Raw genomic sequence first — 18301 nt, forward strand, 5'->3', positions numbered from 1 at the left:
CGCACTGCGGGCCGCCGGGTACCCGGGCGCGGGAGATCGAAGCGCACCACTTGTGGGAGCGCTCCCAGCCGGGCAGGATGCTGCGGTGACAGCGACTGCCTCCGTACGCCCCTATCGCCCCGCCGACGCCCCGGCCCTCGACGACATCTGCATCCGGACCGCGCACAACGGCCGCGACAGCCGGCCCGTGTACGCCGACCCCGCCGTGCTGCCCGCCGTCTTCGCCGCGCCCTACGTCCACCTCGACCCGGACCTGGCCTTCGTCCTGGACGACGGAGAGGGCCGTGCGGTCGGCTACATCCTCGGCACGGCGGACACCGCGCGCTTCGCCGAGGAGTTCCGGACCAAGTGGCTGCCGCGGGTCGCCGGCCGCTACCCGGCACCGCAGGCCCCGCCCGCCGCCCGTACCCCGGACGAGGTCATGGCCGGGCTGCTGCACGACCCGGAGCGCATGGTCGTCCCCGAGCTGGCCGCCTACCCGGCCCACCTGCACATCGACCTGCTCCCCGACTGGCAGGGACAGGGCCACGGCCGGGCGCTGATGCGGACCTTCTGGAGTGCCCTGCGGGACCGCGGCGTCCCGGCCGTCCACCTGGTCATGGCGACGGCCAACACACCGGCCAGGGCCTTCTACGACCGGCTCGGCTTCCACGAGATCGCCGCCGCGGGCCTCGACCCCGCCGACGTGACCTGCCTCGGGCGTACGACGCGGGAGACGGCACGGACCTGACGGGCGGGACCCGGCACCGACCTGACGAGCGGTACCGATCTGACGAGCGGCACCGACCCGACGAGCGGCACCGATCTGACGGCCCGGGGGCGGTCAGGCCGCGCCCAGCCGGTAGACGTTGAAGGCCCGGCGGATGACCGGCTGCGCCACGTTGCGCACCCGGACTCCGCCCGCCGTCATCCCGTGCTCCGCACCCATGTGGGCGTGGCCGTGGACGGCCAGGTCGGCGCCGGCCGTGTCGATGGCCTCGGCCAGCAGATAGCTCCCGAGGAACGGGTGGATCTCCGGCGGCTCCCCGGCGAGGGTGTCGGCGACGGGGGAGAAGTGGGTCAGTGCCACCCGCGCCGCGCAGCCCTCCTCGTCCAGACCCTTCAGCGCGGCGTGCAGACTGTCCGCCGAGCGGCGTGTGGTGCGCACGAACTCCTTCATCACCGGCTCGCCGAACTCGCCCGCGCTGCGCCCGACGAACCCGCCGCCGAAGCCCTTGGTCCCGGCGATGCCCACCTTGCCCCCCGCGCACTCCACGACCGTGCCCTCGCCCTCCAGGACCCTCACCCCGGCCTCCCGGAGGATGGAGGTGACCGTCTCGGGCCGCTCGTCGTGGTGGTCGTGGTTGCCGAGGACCGCGACCACCGGCACCGGCAGGCCGCGCACCTCCCGGGCGACCACCCGTGCCTCCTCCGGTGTGCCGTGCCGGGTGAGGTCCCCGGCCAGGAGCAGCAGGTCGGCACAGTCGGGCAGGGTCTCGAAGGCGGGGCGCAGCAGGCCCTGGCTGTCGGGTCCCATGTGGATGTCCCCGACGGCGGCGACGCGGATCACCACAGCTCCTCCGCATGGTCGGGGCGGTCGGTCTCCGCCACCACGACGTCCGTGTGCACCGTCAGCCCGGCCAGCTCCTCGCGGGCGAGGCGCAGCACCGTCTCCCGGCACCGCGCCGAGGGCACGGTGCCCGTGACCGCGACCGCCCCGGCGCGGAACTCGGCCCGTACGCCTAGCTCGCCCAACTCCTCCGCGGCGAGCCGCTCCTGGAGATGGGCCACACGGTATTCGGCGTTCTCGGGGGCCTCGGGGCTCCCGCCCGCGGAGGCGGGGCCGCTCGCCGCGGGGCCCTGGTGTCCGACGGGATCGCTCATGGCTGCTCCTCCTTCGGGGCGGTGGCCGCGGAACCGGCCGGGGCGATGATCTCCAGCCGTTCGAGGATGAAGAAGAACGCGGCGGGCATCGGAGCGTCGCCGCAGTCCCGCCGCAGCGCCTCCCAGTCGATCTTCTCGCGCAGCGTGCGGGCGATCGGCAGTACCGCGCCGAAGTCGCAGTGGTGCTCGGAGAAGGCCGCCAGCAGACCGCGCAGCAGATCCGTCGGCGCCAGGACCGGCATCAGCACCGAGTCGACCGACAGTTCCCCGGCCCGGGCCAGCAGCCCCGTCGTCACGGGCTCGTGCGCCAGCTCGAAGATGAGGTCGACCTGCTGCCCCAGGCAGTCCGCCTTGAGTAGCCAGTCCTCCGGCGGCGTGTAGACCGCCAGCCCCGCCTCCCGCAGCGTCGCGGCGACGGCGTCCGCGTCCTCGGGCCGGATGCAGAAGTCGACGTCGTGCTGGAGGTTCTGGGTCCCGCCGTGGGCGTAGACGGCGACGCTCCCGGCCAGCGCGAACGGCTGCTCCGCCTTCTTGAGGATCGACCCCACCTGCTTGGCGGCCTGGAGGATCGCCTGGTTGCGGTCGAGCGGGAGATCCTCGTGCGGTGCCCCGTGCCGGGGGCCGGACACCGCCTCACCGGCGGCCGGACGCAGCTCGGAGACGCCGGCGCGGCTGCCGGGGGCGTGGTCGTCGGCGGGCTGCCTCATCGTCGTCCTCTTTCCGGGTTCCGGGCCGTCGCCGTCGCGGGGCGGAACGACCGGCCCACCCCACGGACCGGTCCACCCCTGTGCACGCGGGTACCCGGCGCCGTACCGCCGACACCGAGGCCCGTCGCCGGGTGGGTCCCGCGGGGATCGCGGGCACTCGGCCGCAATGAGCGACGAGCACGTACGACAGGGGACGGGCCCCGGCGGCCACCCGACCGTGGAACGGCTGGTGGCGGCGTGGCTCGAGGAGACCGAACGGCACGACTCCGAGGCCGCGGGCGAGGCCCGGGACGGATGGGAACGGGGCGCGCTGTCCGAACGGGCCGCGCAGGACCTGGCCACCTGGGTCACCGCCAGGGTGACGGACACCGGCTTCGGCGAGGACGAGGGTCCCTACGTTCCGGGACCCGTCCGGATCACACCGTCGGACAAGGAGACCGTGCACGCCTGGCTGCGCGCACGGGGACATTCCGTGTGAGGCGGACACCGGCGCGGGCCGGCCGGGGCCTGCTCCCGCCCGCCCGCTCGTCTGCCCACCCGCCGCCGTCAGTCGGGCAGTGGGCGCGGGAACCGCCGCCCGCCCTTCGGGGGCGGCCGCCACTCGAACATCAGCAGCGTCGCGTCGTCCCGCAGCCGGCCCTCCTGCGCGTCCAGGATCGAGTGGATCAGACGGCGCAACGACTCCGGCGCCAGTTCGCCGCCGGCCGTGGCCCGGATGACGTAGTCGGCGAAGCGTTCGAGGCCCAGCAGTTTGGCCTCCCGGGTCCGGGCCTCCACGACGCCGTCGGTGTACATCAGCACCCGGTCCCCGGGCTCAAGCGCGATCTCGTGCGTCCGGCGCGGCTGGGAGGTGAGCAGGGAGGGCATGCCCATGGGCGGGTCCGCGTCATGCTCCATGGCGTCGATGATCAACCGCTTGTCGCGGATCAGAATGGGCGCCGGGTGACCGCAGTTGACCCAGTGCAGCAGCCCGGTGACGAGGTCCAGCTGCGCGATGACACCCGTGCAGAACTTGTCCGGGAGCCAGCTGGACAGGGCCTCGTCCACACTCCGTACGAGTTCGGGCAGGCGCAGGCCGATACGCCGGGCATTGCGGCAGGCCGCGAGCGAGACGGTGGTGGTGAGTCCGGAGGCCAGGTCGTGCCCCATGGCGTCCAGGACGGCCACGTGGAGCGTGGTGTCGGTGAGCGAGTGGTCGAAGGCGTCGCCACCGATCTCGTAGGCCGGTTCGAGCACGGCCGTCGACACGACGTTGCCGTCGCCGATGGTGCGCGGCGGCAGCAGGGCGCGGAGCATCTCGGCCGGAAGCTGCATCCGCTCGGTACGGGTACGCAGGACGAAGGAGTCCTCGTACGCCCGCTTGGACGTGATCACCATGGCGAGCAGCGAGGCGAGCGCCCGGCCGCGGGTCAGCGAGGACGCGGTGAGGGCGCACTCGTCGACGGCCAGGACGCCGAGCCGCTCGGCGCCGTCGAGGAGCGGGAACCAGGCGGTGATGCCGCCTCCCGTCCGGGACTCCTCCACCCGGAGCGACTGTGTGCGGTACGCCCATCCCGCCAGGGAGCCGTCCACCGGGAGCGCCGGTGCCACGGCCGTCTGGGGGACGAGGCGGCGCTGCTGGATGTCGACGAGGTAGACGACGGCGTGCCGCAGCCCCAGGGCCTTGGTGGAACGGGCCGTGGCGTCGCGCAGGTCCAGGGTGAGGTGGGCCGGATCGGCGAGCAATCGCCGCAGCGCCGCGTCGTCCGGGTCCGGCGTGGACACCTCGCCTCCTCTCGTCGGGAGCCCGCCGCGGCGGGGGACGATGTCCCGCAGTCTGGCACCGCTCGTCCCGCCCCGCCCCTCGGGCCGGTCGTCCGTGCGGCGCTTCGGTCCCGGCAGAAGGGGCACGCGTCACCACGGACGACCCCGAACGCCGAGGAGTGGTGCAGCATGACCGAGTACGAGCGTTCCCGCACCATGCCCGCCCAGCCCGAGCAGGTCTTCGACCAGGCCGCGAACGTCGGCCAGCTGGAGACCTGGCTGCCCCGGGACCTGCACGTGGAGCCGGAGGACCCGCCCGCCGTCACGGTGCACGAGGACCGCACCGGCCACGACACCTCGGCCCTGCTGAGCGCCCGGCCCGAGCAGATGCGACTCGAGTGGGGCACCCGCGAGCAGGGCAGCTACGCCGGCTGGCTTCAGGTCGCCGGGCTCGACAGCGGAGCCAGCGAGGTCACGGTGCACCTGTCGTTCTTCGACGAGGGCCACGACCCGGGGCAGCGGACGGTGGCCGAGGCACTCGACGGCAGCCTGCGACGCCTGGAGGAGCAGGTGAGGATGCGCACCGACAACGCGGCCGGCTGACGAACGGAGCCGGAGGGTGGCGGTCCGGCCGCCGCCCTCGCCGGTCCGGGGTGTCCGCGTGCGACCCCGGGGCACCCACGCGCCATGGACGCTCACCGCCGCCCGCTGATGGACCGCACCCCGGCACTGCTCGTCGAGGGCTACGCCTGGCTGCCCGACCGCATGCGCGACAGCACCCGTTCCGTGCTGCGCACCCGACTGCTCGGCAGGCCCGCACTCGCCGTACGGGGACCGGACGCCGTCCGCTTCTTCTACGACGAGTCACACGTCCACCGCCACGGCGCGATCCCCGCACCGGTCCTGGACACGCTGTTCGGACAGGGCGCGGTCCACACCCTCGACGGCGTCGCCCACCGCACGCGCAAGGAACTCTTCCTACCGCTGCTCGAAGCCGGCCGTGTCGCCCGCCTGACCGAACACGTCACAGAGGCCTGGGACGAGGCCGTGCGTTCCTGGAGCGGGCGCGAGCGCGTCATGCTGTTCGACGAGGCGGCCGTCGTGCTCACCCGTGGGGTCTGCGAGTGGGCGGGCGTCCCGCCCCGGGCCGTCGACCCGCAGACCCTGGCACGGGACCTCGTCGCGATGGTCGACGGCTTCGCCACCCCGGGCCCGCGCCATCTGCGGGCCCGCCGTGCCCGCACCCGGCAGGAGACCCGGATGGCGGGCCTGATCGAGGAGGTCAGGTCGGGCGAGGTCGCCGCCCTCGAGGATTCGGTCCTCGAGCGGGTCGCCCGGCATCGCGACACGGGGCAAGGCCCGCTGGACCCCCGGACGGCGGCGGTGGAACTGCTGAACGTCCTGCGCCCCACCGTCGCCGTGAGCTGGTTCGTGGCCTTCGCCGCCCACGCCCTGCACCGGTGGCCGGCCCACCGGGAGCGGCTGCGCGCGGGCGACGCCGCCTTCGCCACGGCCTTCGCGCACGAGGTGCGCCGCTTCTACCCGTTCGCCCCGTTCCTCGGGGGCCGGACCGTCACCGAGCTCACCTGGCACGGCGAGTCCGTCCCGGCCGGCGGCATCCTGCTGCTCGACGTCTACGGGCAGCACCACGACGAGGAGCTGTGGGGCGACCCGTACACCTTCCGGCCCGAACGGTTCCTCGACCGGCCACCCGGCCCCGACGAGCTGATCCCGCAGGGCGGCGGCGACCCCGCCGCGGGCCACCGCTGCCCCGGCGAACGCGTCACCGTCGGGCTGCTGGAGGCGCTGGCGGTGCGGTTGGCGCGCCTGGAGTGCACGGTCCCCGCACAGGACCTGCGCATCCCGCTGCGCCGCGTGCCGACCCGCCCCCGCAGCGGCTTCGTCGTCACCGGCGTACGCGCACCCTGACGCCGGGTCACGCGCACCCGTGCAGGCCCGGTTGGCTGATCGTTTGCAGCCGTCCGGGTGTGCGGCCGTCCCGGGCGGCCGAAGCGGCCGTCACCCGAATGGACCCCGCGCGCTACTGGTCACGGCCGAACCGGTGTCTCCTGGAGGGTGTCAGCGGCGTCCAGGCTGGGAGGCCGATCATGTACGAAATGTGCGTGGGCCCGGAGAAGGCGGGCGGAGCGTTGGTGTGGCACGTGTTGGCCAAACAGGCCGCGGCCACACTCTGCGGACAGCAGCTCCGCGAACGCAGAGAAGCATCCGACGGTGAACGGGCGCGACACTGCCCGGACTGCATGGCTTCCTTCGAGAAGTTGATGGCAACCACACCGTGCTGACGGACCGTCCGCAACCCGTCCGCCCCGTCGCCCCGCGCGGCGGGGCGGACGGCGTCTTTGGGAACCGGAACAGGGCCCGCATCTGACGACCACTCGGTTGGTGCAGTGTCAGGACGGACCGCCGGGGAATTCGCCGTTCGTGCCCCGCAGCGCGCCGTCCTCCCGCGCCCGGGGCAACAGGACGCGCCGCGGCCGGTATCCCCGAGTCGGCCGCGGCGCCTCCTCCCAGGGCCGCCCAGCGGCTCCCCCGCTCCGGCGGGCGATGGGTGTCGTCCGCCGGACCATTTGGGTGTCGTCCCCGATGGTCGCGCCGTGGCCCGCCATGTGACCGTGTACCGACGCCGCGCCCCAGGGGTCCCTTCGGGGCCGGGGGGACGTGTCAGGGAGGCTCCGCCCCGCCCGTTGGTTGGGCGTTGCCGCACGTTGCCGCACGGTTCGGTGCGGGTGTGCGGTGCGCACCCCGGGCGCGGGGCGGCCGATGGCCATGCCGGTTCACCGCCGCGGCCGCGCCGCGGATGCGTGCGCCCGTCGTCCGGGCGCGTGGCCGGCCCGCGGGTTTCCCCCTTCCGCCCCCGGGCGGTGTCATGCCACGGCGTTCCGGGCGGTCCACGACCGACGAGGCACGACCGACGAGCACGACAGACCAAGTACGACCGACGAAGCACCACAGACCAAGTACGACCGACGAGCACGACAGACCAAGTACGACCGACGAAGCACGACCGAGAAGGAGAATGCGCATCCATCCCCGTCAAGTGAAGCCCTCCCGACCCCGCGCGTGGCCGGAGGCGGTGACCCGTGGGACACGCTGACACCCTGCTCGCCATGGGCGGTGCCTTCGTGGCCGCCGCGTTCTTCGCCCGTCTCGGCGGGCGGATAGGACTCCCGACGATCCCCCTGTTCATGCTTGCCGGCATCCTGCTCGGTCCTCACACACCGGGTTTCGTCCTGGTGGAGGACGCGCACGACTTCGAGATGCTCTCCGCGCTCGGACTGGTGCTGCTGCTCTTCTACCTGGGGCTGGAGTTCCACCTCGACGACCTCAGGAGCGGCGGCAAACGGCTGCTGACGGCCGGGGGCGTCTATCTGCTCCTCAACGTCGGCGCCGGGCTCGGCTTCGGCCTCGTCCTCGGGTGGGGTGCACGCGAGGCGCTGGTGCTGGCGGGGGTGCTCGGCATCTCCTCGTCCGCGATCGTCACCAAGATCCTCATCGACCTGGGCCGGATCGGCCGCCCCGAAACACGGCTGATCCTCGGTGTCATCATCGTCGAGGACATCTTCCTCGCGCTGTACCTGGCCGCACTTCAGCCGGTCATCGCGGGCGCGCACGGCATGGCCGACACGGTCCTCCAGGCCGGCAAGGCCTTCGGCTTCCTGCTGGTGCTGGCCGCCGCGGCCCGCTACGGCACCCGGCTCGTGGGCCGCCTGATCGACACGCGGGACAACGAGCTGCTCGTCATCAGCTTCCTCGGCGCCGCGGTGCTCGTCGCCGGGGTCTCCGAACTCCTCGGCGTCGCCGACGCGATCGGCGCCTTCATGGTCGGTCTGATCCTCGCCGGTACTCCCTCCGGGCCGCGGATCCGCGAACTGGTGCACCCGCTGCGCGACGCCTTCGCGGCGATCTTCTTCTTCGCCTTCGGGCTCGCCATCGACCCCGGTGACCTCGCCTCCGTCGCGGGTCCGGTCGCCGCCGCGGCGGCACTGACCGTGGTCATGAACGTCGTCGCCGGGCTGTGCGTCGCCCGGGTGTACCACTACGGCAGCGAACCGGCCGCGGAGATCGCGACCACCCTCGTTGCCCGGGGGGAGTTCGCGCTGATCCTGGCCGCCATGGCCGCGGGCGCCGGACTGGACGCACGGCTCGCCCCCTTCATCGCCGGGTACGTGCTCGTTCTCGCCGTCCTCGGTCCCGTCGTCGCGGGACGCGCCCACGTACTCGCCGCCGCGCTGCGGGCCGCCGGCCGGCTGCTGCCCGGAGCGACGGCACCGGTCCCGGACCCCGTCCCGGGTAGTGGGAACGGCGGGGGGACGGAGGCGGACAGCCTGCCGGTGCCGGCCGAGGTCTCCTCCTCGCCGGGTTCCTCGCCCTCTTCCCCGGAACGCGCCGAGGCGGAGCGGTAGAGCCGGAGCAGACGTCCGGGCGAGCCGTGTGGGTGGCCGGTCGTCGCCGTCGGCGGAAGGGCGCCGCGACTCCCGGTGGGACAATCTGACCCGGTGTCGTCCGACGCCGTGGGCGGACGCGTCCGGACCGGAAGGAGCCGTCAGCATGATCGAGTGGGTGCCCCTGGGCAGCGGTGCCAGACCCGTGCCCCGGCCGGTCTCGGCTCCCCTGGTGTGGGCGGGAGCCTTCGGCGGCGCCCTTCTCCTGGTCGCGCTCCTCAACGGCACCGTGGGTTCGGGACGTCCCGGCTTCGCCCTGGTCGCGCTCTCCCTGCTGGCGGCCCTGCTCGGGCTCTGCGCCCGGTTCACGGCGGCGCCGGGGACGGCCGTCCTGTGCTGGCTGTCCCTCAACGGCTTCGCCATACCGCCGGCCGGCACCCTCACGTGGGCCGGCCGGCGGGACGCGTTCTGGCTGGCCTGCCTGCTCGGCGCGGCCCTCGTCGGCACGGCGCTGGCCCGCGTGGTCCACGCGCGGGCCGCCTACCGCCGGCTCACCACGGCGACGGGCCTCGACGCGCCGGAGCCGGGAACCGGTCCCGGCGACGTCTGAGCCGCCCGGGCACGGGGCCGCGACGACGTCCGAGCCCCCGGGCACAGGGCCGCGACGACGTCCGAACCCTCGGGCACAGGGCCGGGACGACGTCCGAGCCGACGAGCACAGGGGCGCGGCGTGGTGCGGCCCCGACGCCGGCGGTGCGGGAGGGGCGGACCGGAGACCGGCCCCGGCCGCCCCTCCCCACCGCCGCCGGATCAGGCCGTGTGCAGGGTCAGGCCGTAGCGGTTCAGGATCTCGTTGACCGGCTGGAACCAGGTCTCCCCGCCGCTGGAGCAGTTGCCCCAGCCGCCCGAGGTGACGCCCTGCGCCTGGTCACCGCTGATGAAGGAGCCGCCGGAGTCGCCGGGCTCGGCGCACACACTGGTCTTGGTCAGCTGGTGCACCACCGAGCCGTCGCTGTAGTTGACCGTCTCGTTGTGGGCGAGCACGGTGCCGCAGTGCCAGTGCGTGGTGGAGCCGGAGCGGCAGATCGAGGCACCCACCGGCGCCACGTTCGAGCCGCGCACGAGCTGGTCGGAGACCGTGCCCCAGCCCAGCACGACCGGCACCGTCCACCAGCCGCTGCCCACGCTGACCCACGCGTAGTCGTTGTCGGGGAACGACGAGCCCTGGAACGTGCCGATGTAGGAGCGGTCCCAGCCGCTGACCCCCGCGCCGGCCCGGCCGCAGTGCCCGGCGGTGACGAACCCGCCGTGCACGGAGAAGCCGATGGAGCAGCGGACGTTGCCGGTGTAGTACGGGTCACCGCCGACCGTGCCCGCGGCGAAGGTCCGCGGAGCCGACGGCACCGAGCGCACCGTGACCGGTCCGGCCTCGCGCGCCCGCTCCAGGAAGTTCTGGACATCGTTGTCGGCGCGCTCGCTCTTGACCACGTCGACGACCACCGTGTTGGCGCTGTGGTCGACGCGCCAGCTGCTGACGCCGGCGGGGGCGTCGAGGCGGTCGACGCGTGCCTTGGCCGCGTCCAGCTGCCGCGCGCTGTGCTCGACGGTGCGCACCTGCGCGCCGGTGGCGCGGACCGCTTGCACGGTCGAGGGTGCCGCGTCCGAGGTGAGGGCCACGGTCAGCTCTCCGGCGTCGGCGTCGAACCAGGAGCCGCCGAAGGCCGTTCCGGCGGCCCGGCGTGCCACGGGCTCGAGGCCGGTGGCGTCGCGTTCGGCCGCCAGCCGGTCCTCGGCCTCGGCGCGGCTGAGGCCGAAGTCCCGCTGCATGGCGTCGAGGAGGCCGGCGGAGGCCGGCTCCCGGTCGGAGGAGGCGGAGGATGAGGTGGAGGAGGCGTCGGCCGCCGAGGCCGGCAGTGTGCCGGCCGCGGTGAGGCCGCCGAGCACGAGGAGGCCGGCCAGGCCGAGGTGCCTGAGTCTGCTGCGTCTCACGGGAGTTGCCCTTCGTCGTTCCAGCAAGGTGGGGGTGGAACAGCCGGCATGGAACAACCGCGGTTTGAGAGCGCTCTCATCGGGTTGTTCCGAGCTTAGCCAGCCCTTGTCATCAGGTCCATGCCAATGCACCGGCTTTCCGTGCCACTGTTCCGCGACCCGGTGCCCCGTTGCCCCGGCGACCCGGCGACCCGGCGACCCGGCCCGTTCGGTCCGGTTGGCCGGTCGCCGACGGGGCACTCAGACTCCGTCCTCGCTGTGGCGGCCCCATGGCGGCCCCTGGACGTGGGAGGTACACGTGGCGGTTCGGCACAGGCTGATCCAGGCGACCCCGGAGGCCGTCTGGGACGTCCTCGCGGACGGAAACCTGTACGTGGAATGGGTGGTGGGCCCCTCGGAGGTCACCCCCAGGTCCGGGCAGTGGCCGCAGGTCGGCGCGACGATCGCGTACGAGGTGCGGCTCGGTCCGCTGCGGCTGCACAACGAGTCGGTGGTCAGGCGCTGCGTGGAGGGCTCCGAACTGGAGCTGGAGGCCAAGGCGGGCCGGCTCGGCACGGCCCGGATCGCCGTGGAACTGCGCCCGTGGGGCGAGCAGTGCCTGGTGATCGTGGACGAGCACCCACTGCGCGGACCCGGCGGCCTGGTGCACAACGTCGGCGTCGAGGCGCTGATCCAGGTGCGGCACCGCGCCATGCTCGCCAGGCTCGCGAAACTGTGCGAGTCCGAGGCCGGCGACCGCTGCCGTCCCGACCCGCCCGACGTGCTCGGTCCCGTGGGCCACCGGCCGGGAACCGGCCGTGCCTGACGCCCCGGACGCCGTCGACGCCGTCGTGATCGGAGCCGGGCCCAACGGCCTGGTGGCGGCGAACCTGCTGGCCGACGCCGGCTGGAGCGTGACGGTCCTGGAGGAGCAGCCCGAGCCGGGCGGCGCGGTGCGCCACGACGGCGAGGTCGCCCCGGGCTTCGTCAACGACCTGTTCAGCTCCTTCTACCCGCTCGCCGCCGCCTCCCCGATCCTCGGCGGCCTGCGGCTGGAGGACCACGGACTGCGCTGGGCCCACGCGCCCCATGTACTGGCGCACCCCCTGACCGACGGCACCTGCGCCGTCCTCGACCGCGACGTCGCCACCACCGCCGCCTCGCTCGACGTCTTCGCACCCGGGGACGGCGCCGCCTGGGAGCGGCTGCACACGGTGTGGGACCGGTACCGGGCCGACATCGTGGACGCCCTGTTCACCCCCTTCCCACCGGTGCGCGCCGGCGCCAGGCTGGCCCTGCGGCTGCGCGGCGCGGGCGGGCTGAGGCTCGCCCGCACCCTGGTGCTGCCGGTGCGCCGCATGGGCGAGGAGGAGTTCCGGGGCGAGGGCGGCAAGCTCCTGCTGGCCGGCAACGCCCTGCACGCCGACCTCGCGCCCGAGGCGGCCGGGAGCGGCGGCTTCGGCTGGCTGATGTCGATGCTCGGACAGACCTACGGCTTCCCCGTGCCCGTCGGCGGCGCCGGCGCCCTCACCGGGGCCCTGGTCCACCGGCTGCGCGCCCGGGGCGGCACCCTGCACTGCGGGCGGCGCGTCGAACGGGTCCTGGTCCGCGACCGGCGCGCCGTCGGCGTACGCACCGCCGACGGGGAGACGGTGACCGCCCGCCGCGCCGTCCTCGCGGACGTCTCCGTCCCCGCCCTCTACGGCGGGCTCGTCCCTCCGGCGGACCTGCCGGACCAGGTCCTCGCCGACCTGCGGCGCTTCCAGTGGGACTTCGCCACCTTCAAAGTGGACTGGGCGCTGGACGGTCCCGTGCCCTGGCGGTGCGAGGCGGCGGCGCGGGCCGGCACCGTGCACCTCGCCGACGGCCTCGACGAGTTGACCCGGTTCGCCGCCCAGATCGCCATGCGGCAGGTCCCCGACCGTCCCTTCTCGCTGTTCGGGCAGATGACGACCACCGACCCGACCCGCTCACCGAGCGGCACCGAGTCCGCCTGGGCCTACACCCACGTCCCCCACGACATCCGAGCCGACGCGGGCGACGAGGGCATCACCGGCAGCTGGGACACCCGGGAGCGGGAACTGATGGCCGACCGGGTCGAACGCCACGTGGAACGGTTCGCCCCCGGATTCCGTGCGCTGGTCCGGGCCCGCCGCGTGCTCGCCCCGCCGGCGCTCCAGGCCATGGACGCCAACCTGGAGGGCGGCGCCATCAACGGCGGCACCACCGCCATGCACCAGCAACTCGTCTTCCGCCCCGTGCCCGGCACCGGGCGGCCGGAGACACCGGTGGCCGGTCTCTTCCTCGCCTCCGCGGGCGCCCACCCGGGAGGCGGGGTGCACGGAGCACCCGGCGCCAACGCCGCGCGCGCCGCGCTGCGTCAGCACCGGTTCGCGGGACTCGCCCGGGTGCAGCGGGCCCTGACCCGACGCGACCGGGCGGGCGACCGCTGCTGAACGCCGGTGACCGTCGCCGGATGCCGGTGATCGTCGCCGGACGCCGGTGACCGTCAGAACAAGCCCCCGAGCCGTCCGACGAAGAGGGAAGGGCCCCCGTGACAGACAGCCCCCTCCAGAACCGCACCGTCGTCGTGACCGGCGCCGCACGCGGACTCGGCGCCGCCGTGGCCCGCGCCTGCGCCCGCCGCGGCGCCCGGCTCGCACTGCTCGGCCTCGAGAAGCCGTGCCTCGACGCCCTGGCGGCGGACCTGCCGACCCCGGCACTCGCCGTCGAGACCGACGTCACCGACCCGGCCGCACTGGCCGACGCGGCCGACGAGACCCGCAGGCGCCTGGGCAAGCCGTCGGTCGTGGTGTCGAACGCCGGAGTCGCGCACGGCGGACCGTTCGCCACGTCCGACCCCGCCGAGTGGCGCCGCGTCGTCGACGTCAACCTGACCGGCAGCGCCCACACGGCCCGCGCCTTCCTGCCGGACCTGCTCGACACCGCGGGCTACCACCTCCAGATCGCCTCGCTGGCCTCGCTCGGCGCCGCACCCCTGATGAGCGCCTACTGCGCCTCCAAGGCCGGAGTGGAGGCCTTCACCCACTCGCTGCGCGCCGAGGTGGCCCACCGCGGCGTCGCCGTGGGCATCGCCTACCTCAACTGGATCGACACCGACATGATCCGCGACGCCGACCGCTACCCGGTGCTGCGCGAACTGCGCGCCCACATGCCGCCCCCGGCCCGCCGCACCTTTCCGCCGGAGGACGTCGCCGCCCGGCTGGTGCGCGCCGTGGAACGCCGCCGTACCGCCGTGTACGTGCCGGGCTGGCTGCGCCTGGTCCAGCTGGGGCGCGTGACCCTGCCACCCGCGGTCGTACGGCTGTCCCGCCACGAACTGCCCCGGATGGAGGCCGAGGAGTCCCTGGGCCACACCGGACCGCTGGGCGCGGGCGGGCTGGCCGACCGCGCGGCGGACCCGCGGCAGTAGCCGCCGGCGGGGCGGCGACGGCCCGTGTCAGTACGCCCCGAACCGCCGGGCCAGGGCCCGCAGCGGCGCCGACCGGCCCCGGTCCGGCACCGTCCACAGCGTTTCGCCCCGGACCCCCCACCGCTCCAGCAGGGCGCCCGCGGCGAGGAACCCGGAGGTGGCGGCACGCTCCATCAGCGCCACCGGCAGATCCGTACGGACCAGGTCCCCGGCGACCACGACGGCCGGATCGGGCGTGCGCACCGTGGGGCGGTCGCGGTAGCCCCCGACGGTGAACAGCGGGCAGTCCGCCCGCCACTCGTGCCGTGCGGCGACCACGCGGGCCCGGCGGGTCTCCGGGTACACCCGGTGCAACGCGTCGACGAGGCGCTTCTCCTCGACCTCCCGGACGGCCGTCGACGGCACGGCGTAGGCGTGGAGTTCGACGACGCAGCCCCCGGTGCGCGCCGCCCAGCGGGCCGCCTCACTCTCCCAGTGGGACAGCACGCTGACGTTGTCCAGCGCGCCGTAACCGCTCGTGCCGAGGAACCCGGGCCGGCCGGGCGCGACCGGGCGGTCCAGCCACAGCCGGGAGACCAGGAACGGCGGAGCGTTCCGCAGCCCTGCCACCCGCGTCCGCCAGGCGGCGTCCCCCAGGTGCGGCGAGCGGGACACCAGGTCCCGCAGTCCGCCGACGTCCATCGCGAGCACCACGGCGTCGTAGGGCCGGGCCCCGGCGGCGTCGACCACGAGCCGCCTGCCGGACCCACCGGGCCGGACCGCCTCGACGGCGGTGTCCGTGCGCACCTCGACCCCGTGCCGCGCCAGATGTGCGGCGAGGGGATCCCACAGCGCCTGCGGGAACGGCTCACGCGGCACGTCGAACAGCAGCCCCTCGCTGGAGCCCAGGAAGTAGATGTGGAACATCAGCGCCATCTCCGCGGCCGACAGCTCGCGCGGATCCGCGAAGAAGCTGCGGGAGAACACCTCGAAGGCCAGGTGCCGCGCCGCCGGGGGAAAACGCAGGGAGTCGAGGAAGTCGTGGGCGCTGACGTCGTCCAGGTGCTCGTGGACGCGGCGGGTGCGGACGTCGAGGAGCGGCAGCGCGGCCGAGGGCCGCAGGGCCGTCAGGTCCCGCAGCCCGAAGCTGGGACTCAGGGCGACGAAGGCGAGGGCGCTGAACGGGGGAGTGCGGGGAATCCGTCGGAAGCCGTCGTGCAGCCCGCTGCTGTGCCGCAGGGGGTAGTCGGGCAGGCCGGTCAGCATGGCGAGGCCGGGATCGCAGCGGCGCAACAGGCCCCGCAGGTTGTAGTACTGGCGGAAGAAGGCGTGGAACCCCCGGCTCATCGTGGCGGGCGTGCCGTCCGGCAGGGCGAACGTCCGGCCCGAGACCCGGCCGCCGAGCACGGGCTCGCGTTCGTACACCACGACGCGCACCCCGCGCTCCGCCAGGACGGTGGCCGCCGCCAGGCCCGCGATGCCGCCGCCGATCACCGCCACCGACGGCGCGCCGCCCTCGACCCGCTCCCGCCCCGGCCCGGGAGACAGCATCCGCGCCCGCCGGTCCCGCCCGGGCGGCCGCACCGCACGGCCCCGGCCGCCGGCACCCCGCCGGATCACCGGTCCCCTCCGCGGCGCGCGCGACGGGCACGCGTGCCGCCGGACCCGGTGCCGGGGCCCCGGACGGCTGCGTGACGCGGGTCGGTGGTCGGCGCGTCCCTGGTTCCGCCGCCGTCGGGCCGGGGGCCGTCGCCGGCGGTGCCGTCGGTCCGGGTGCCGGGTGTCGGTGTGACGTCGTTCCCCGCGCCGCCCGTGCGGACACCGCTGCTCCCGGCGCCGTCGGGCCGGGGGCCGTTGCCGCCGGTCCTCACCTTGCCCGTCTCGCGCGCCGTACCACCCGGTTCCCCGTGGGAGAGGTGGCCGACGAAGGTGTGGGTGATGCCCGTCTGCCAGCCGGGCAGCGGCAGGACACGGACCCCCGCGAACCCGGCACGCCCCAGCCGCGCGCCGAACGCCGGGGCCGTGTCGAAGGCCGCGACGCTGCGCCACAGGTGCCGGTACAGCTCCCGGTCGCCCGTCGCCGTCCCCAGCGGCAGGATGACGGTGCGGCACACCGCGTCCCACACCAGCCGGTCGGTGCGCCGCCCGCCGAGCGCGTACTCGTGCACCGCCAGCCGGCCCCCGGGGACCAGCAGCCGCCGCACCGTCCGCAGGGCGGCGTCGGGGTCGGACACGTTGCGGAACAGGTAGGCGGCGAAGACCGCGTCGAAGGGGCCGCGGACCTCGGCCCGGTCCAAGCCCTCCCGGTCCAAGCCCTCCCGGTCCGAGTCCTCCCGGTCCAAGTCCTCCCGGTCCGAGTCCTCCAGATCCAGGTCCTCGGCCGCCGCGTGCACGAAGCGCACCCGCGAGGGCCACCGCTTGGCCCGGGCCCGCTCCAGCATGCCGGCCGAGGCGTCCACCCCGACGATCGCGGCCGCCGGGAAGGCCGCGGCCAGGGCGGCGGTCGAGGCCCCCGTGCCGCAGCCCAGGTCCAGCACCCGGCCCCCGGCACCGCCGTCCGCGAGGCCCAGCCGGCGGGCCGAGCGGCGCAACTGGGCGTGGTAGCCGGGGTTGAGCGCGACGAGACGGTCGTAGCGGCCGGCCCCGCGGTCGAAGGCGGCGGTCAGCGCGGCGTCGCGCAGCAAGGGCATCGGGGCTCCCGGGCGGGTCGAGGTTCGGCGGACGGCGTTCAGCGGACGGGCAGGTGACGGCGCGGCAGCCACGGCAGTTCGGCCGCCGTGCGCAGCATCGGCAGGACGGGGACGCGCACCCCGACCGCGAGGTCCTCGGACAGCCGCGACCCGCCGTCGAGAAACCTCAGCAGCCGCGCGGCGGGTACGCGGTCGAACAGCCGGAAGAAGAGGTCGGGGCCGTCGACCCGGCCGGTGTCCAGCGCGCGCAGCAGCACCGCGTCCATCCACCGGGCCCGCGCCGGATGCGCCGGCGGCGGCACCGGGCGGCGGCCCGCGCGCACCGCACGGGCGACGGCCTCGGACTGCCGCTGCACGGCGGCGAACGTGTAGCCGGTGGACGCCCGCGTCGCCCCGCCCGCGACGCCGATCCGGAAGACCCGGTCGCAGCCCCCGGCCCGCCGGTCGAAGACGGCGTCGGTCATGGGGATGACCCCCTGCTCGGTCGACAGGACCTCCATGGCGCCGGTGCGCAGCACGCGGCGCGTGTAGTCCTCCAGCGCACCGTCGTACGCCTCGGTCGTCAGGGGCGCCGGGCCGAATTCGGTGTACTCGACCAGCGCGGTGTGCCGTCCGGTCGGCAGCACGTAGCCGAACGACAGGCCCCGGCGCGGCTGCGCGGTGCGGAAGTCCATCAGGTCGACCACCCCCGGGTCGAAGGCCGGCCGCTCGGTGCGCACGAACCAGCCGCGGAAGTGCTGGAGCAGCCGGGTGCGGGCGGCCGGCAGCCGGTCCGGCGGACGGGAGTCGAAGACCCAGCGGGCGCGCAGGCCGACCGGCGAGCCCGAGGCGTCCGTGGCCGCCACCCGCACGGTGGCGTCCGGCAGGACGGTCACCGCCCCGACGGTGGCCTCGACGCGCCGCAGCCCCGGACGGTCCTTCAGGTCCCGCTCCACCAGCGCCTCGAAGTCGTCCGAGCGGATCATCTTGTAGCGGGCCGGCGCGATGTGCCGCCGGACGGCCGTGCCGTCCCGGCCGTGCACCCGCAGCCACTCCCACGTCGCCGTCGCCGCCCGGTCGAAGCGGCCGCACCCGGCCTCCCAGAAGCACCAGGTGCGACGCGGGGGCCGCAGCGGTCCGGGCGGCGGATCGACCAGGACGACGGAGGACGCCGCACCGTGCGGCGCCGCGGCCGGGAGCCGGTGGGCCAGGGACAGCCCGGCCGCCCCCGCACCGACGACCACGATCTCCGCGTCGAGCACGCCCGCCTCCTTCGCGTCGGTGTCCACCCGCCGGCCCGCTCCGGTCCGGTCCGTCCCGGTCCAGTGCGGTCCGCCCCGCCCCGCCCCGCCCCGGTCCGGTCCGGTCCGGCGGAGTATTCCGCCCGCCGCGGTCCGCGGAACGTCCGGCGCGCTGGACGGCGCGACACGGGTACCCGCCCGGGGACGCGATACCGCCGGGCGGGTGACTGCCGGACGGCAACCGGCCCGTGGGGGGTCGCCCCCGGGGGTGAAGGGGGAAGGCTGACGCCGACCC

At 75.1% G+C, this 18301-nt stretch carries 16 protein-coding genes and 1 pseudogene; 9 read left to right on the forward strand and 8 right to left on the reverse strand.

Going from position 1 to position 18301, the window contains the following annotated elements; genetic code table 11:
• Positions 1 to 85: 85 nt before the first annotated feature.
• Entirely contained in the window at positions 86 to 730 is a 645-nt protein-coding gene (locus tag Sco07f_RS30770; protein ID WP_164139757.1) for a GNAT family N-acetyltransferase, read from the forward strand.
• Positions 731 to 823: 93 nt separating this feature from the next.
• Here the strand turns inward: Sco07f_RS30770 and Sco07f_RS30775 are convergent, their stop codons facing one another.
• From Sco07f_RS30775 to Sco07f_RS30785, 3 genes are read right to left on the reverse strand one after another with little or no spacing between them, the layout of a single operon-like run.
• On the reverse strand, positions 824 to 1549 hold the full coding sequence (locus Sco07f_RS30775; protein ID WP_042825625.1) for a metallophosphoesterase family protein: 726 nt from the start codon (positions 1547 to 1549) through the stop codon (positions 824 to 826).
• Positions 1546 to 1863 (reverse strand): BON domain-containing protein, encoded by a 318-nt coding sequence (locus tag Sco07f_RS30780; RefSeq protein ID WP_007446434.1) that lies wholly within the window; start codon positions 1861 to 1863, stop codon positions 1546 to 1548. The genes Sco07f_RS30775 and Sco07f_RS30780 overlap by 4 nt, the downstream gene beginning before the upstream one ends.
• Positions 1860 to 2570 carry a nucleotidyltransferase domain-containing protein gene (locus Sco07f_RS30785; protein WP_087792408.1) on the reverse strand — a complete coding sequence of 237 codons (711 nt, stop codon included), beginning with the start codon at positions 2568 to 2570 and terminating at the stop codon, positions 1860 to 1862. The genes Sco07f_RS30780 and Sco07f_RS30785 overlap by 4 nt, the downstream gene beginning before the upstream one ends.
• Positions 2571 to 2736: 166 nt before the next feature.
• Between Sco07f_RS30785 and Sco07f_RS30790 the strand changes: the two genes are divergently transcribed.
• Positions 2737 to 3048 carry a hypothetical protein gene (locus Sco07f_RS30790; RefSeq protein ID WP_007446429.1) on the forward strand — a complete coding sequence of 104 codons (312 nt, stop codon included), beginning with the start codon at positions 2737 to 2739 and terminating at the stop codon, positions 3046 to 3048.
• 68 nt (positions 3049 to 3116) lie between these two features.
• Here the strand turns inward: Sco07f_RS30790 and Sco07f_RS30795 are convergent, their stop codons facing one another.
• The gene (locus Sco07f_RS30795) at positions 3117 to 4334 is read right to left on the reverse strand and encodes a PP2C family protein-serine/threonine phosphatase (protein ID WP_167468275.1); all 1218 of its coding nucleotides are present in this window, start codon (positions 4332 to 4334) and stop codon (positions 3117 to 3119) included.
• A 168-nt stretch (positions 4335 to 4502) separates the two neighbouring features.
• Between Sco07f_RS30795 and Sco07f_RS30800 the strand changes: the two genes are divergently transcribed.
• The 4 genes from Sco07f_RS30800 to Sco07f_RS30820 all read left to right on the forward strand — a co-directional run bounded on the left by Sco07f_RS30800 (position 4503) and on the right by Sco07f_RS30820 (position 9326).
• Positions 4503 to 4916 carry an SRPBCC family protein gene (locus Sco07f_RS30800; RefSeq protein ID WP_007446468.1) on the forward strand — a complete coding sequence of 138 codons (414 nt, stop codon included), beginning with the start codon at positions 4503 to 4505 and terminating at the stop codon, positions 4914 to 4916.
• An 84-nt stretch (positions 4917 to 5000) separates the two neighbouring features.
• A complete protein-coding gene (locus tag Sco07f_RS30805) occupies positions 5001 to 6242 on the forward strand; it encodes a cytochrome P450 (RefSeq protein WP_108989742.1) in 1242 nt (413 codons plus the stop codon).
• 1172 nt (positions 6243 to 7414) lie between these two features.
• Positions 7415 to 8737, forward strand: coding sequence for a cation:proton antiporter (locus Sco07f_RS30815; RefSeq protein ID WP_108989743.1), 1323 nt, complete (start codon positions 7415 to 7417; stop codon positions 8735 to 8737).
• A gap of 145 nt (positions 8738 to 8882) precedes the next feature.
• The gene (locus Sco07f_RS30820) at positions 8883 to 9326 is read left to right on the forward strand and encodes a hypothetical protein (RefSeq protein WP_108989744.1); all 444 of its coding nucleotides are present in this window, start codon (positions 8883 to 8885) and stop codon (positions 9324 to 9326) included.
• A gap of 200 nt (positions 9327 to 9526) precedes the next feature.
• Here the strand turns inward: Sco07f_RS30820 and Sco07f_RS30825 are convergent, their stop codons facing one another.
• A complete protein-coding gene (locus tag Sco07f_RS30825; protein WP_108989745.1) occupies positions 9527 to 10705 on the reverse strand; it encodes a S1 family peptidase in 1179 nt (392 codons plus the stop codon).
• Between the two features lie 298 nt (positions 10706 to 11003).
• Between Sco07f_RS30825 and Sco07f_RS30830 the strand changes: the two genes are divergently transcribed.
• The 3 genes from Sco07f_RS30830 to Sco07f_RS30840 all read left to right on the forward strand — a co-directional run bounded on the left by Sco07f_RS30830 (position 11004) and on the right by Sco07f_RS30840 (position 14117).
• Positions 11004 to 11510 (forward strand): SRPBCC family protein, encoded by a 507-nt coding sequence (locus Sco07f_RS30830; protein WP_108989746.1) that lies wholly within the window; start codon positions 11004 to 11006, stop codon positions 11508 to 11510.
• The gene (locus Sco07f_RS30835; RefSeq protein ID WP_108989747.1) at positions 11503 to 13140 is read left to right on the forward strand and encodes a phytoene desaturase family protein; all 1638 of its coding nucleotides are present in this window, start codon (positions 11503 to 11505) and stop codon (positions 13138 to 13140) included. The genes Sco07f_RS30830 and Sco07f_RS30835 overlap by 8 nt, the downstream gene beginning before the upstream one ends.
• 98 nt (positions 13141 to 13238) lie before the next feature.
• Positions 13239 to 14117, forward strand: coding sequence for an SDR family oxidoreductase (locus Sco07f_RS30840; RefSeq protein WP_108989748.1), 879 nt, complete (start codon positions 13239 to 13241; stop codon positions 14115 to 14117).
• Positions 14118 to 14144: 27 nt separating this feature from the next.
• Here Sco07f_RS30840 and Sco07f_RS30845 read toward each other — a convergent pair whose 3' ends face one another.
• The 3 genes and pseudogenes from Sco07f_RS30845 to Sco07f_RS30855 all read right to left on the reverse strand — a co-directional run bounded on the left by Sco07f_RS30845 (position 14145) and on the right by Sco07f_RS30855 (position 18027).
• Positions 14145 to 15647, reverse strand: coding sequence for an FAD-dependent oxidoreductase (locus Sco07f_RS30845; RefSeq protein WP_174855446.1), 1503 nt, complete (start codon positions 15645 to 15647; stop codon positions 14145 to 14147).
• Between the two features lie 350 nt (positions 15648 to 15997).
• A pseudogene (locus Sco07f_RS30850) lies at positions 15998 to 16786 on the reverse strand (methyltransferase domain-containing protein); the annotation flags it as partial.
• Between the two features lie 38 nt (positions 16787 to 16824).
• Complete coding sequence (locus tag Sco07f_RS30855) at positions 16825 to 18027, reverse strand: lycopene cyclase family protein (protein WP_108989874.1); 1203 nt, start codon at positions 18025 to 18027, stop codon at positions 16825 to 16827.
• Positions 18028 to 18301 lie beyond the last annotated feature (274 nt).

This window comes from Streptomyces coelicoflavus (genome assembly GCF_003112555.1).
GTDB lineage: Bacteria > Actinomycetota > Actinomycetes > Streptomycetales > Streptomycetaceae > Streptomyces > Streptomyces coelicoflavus.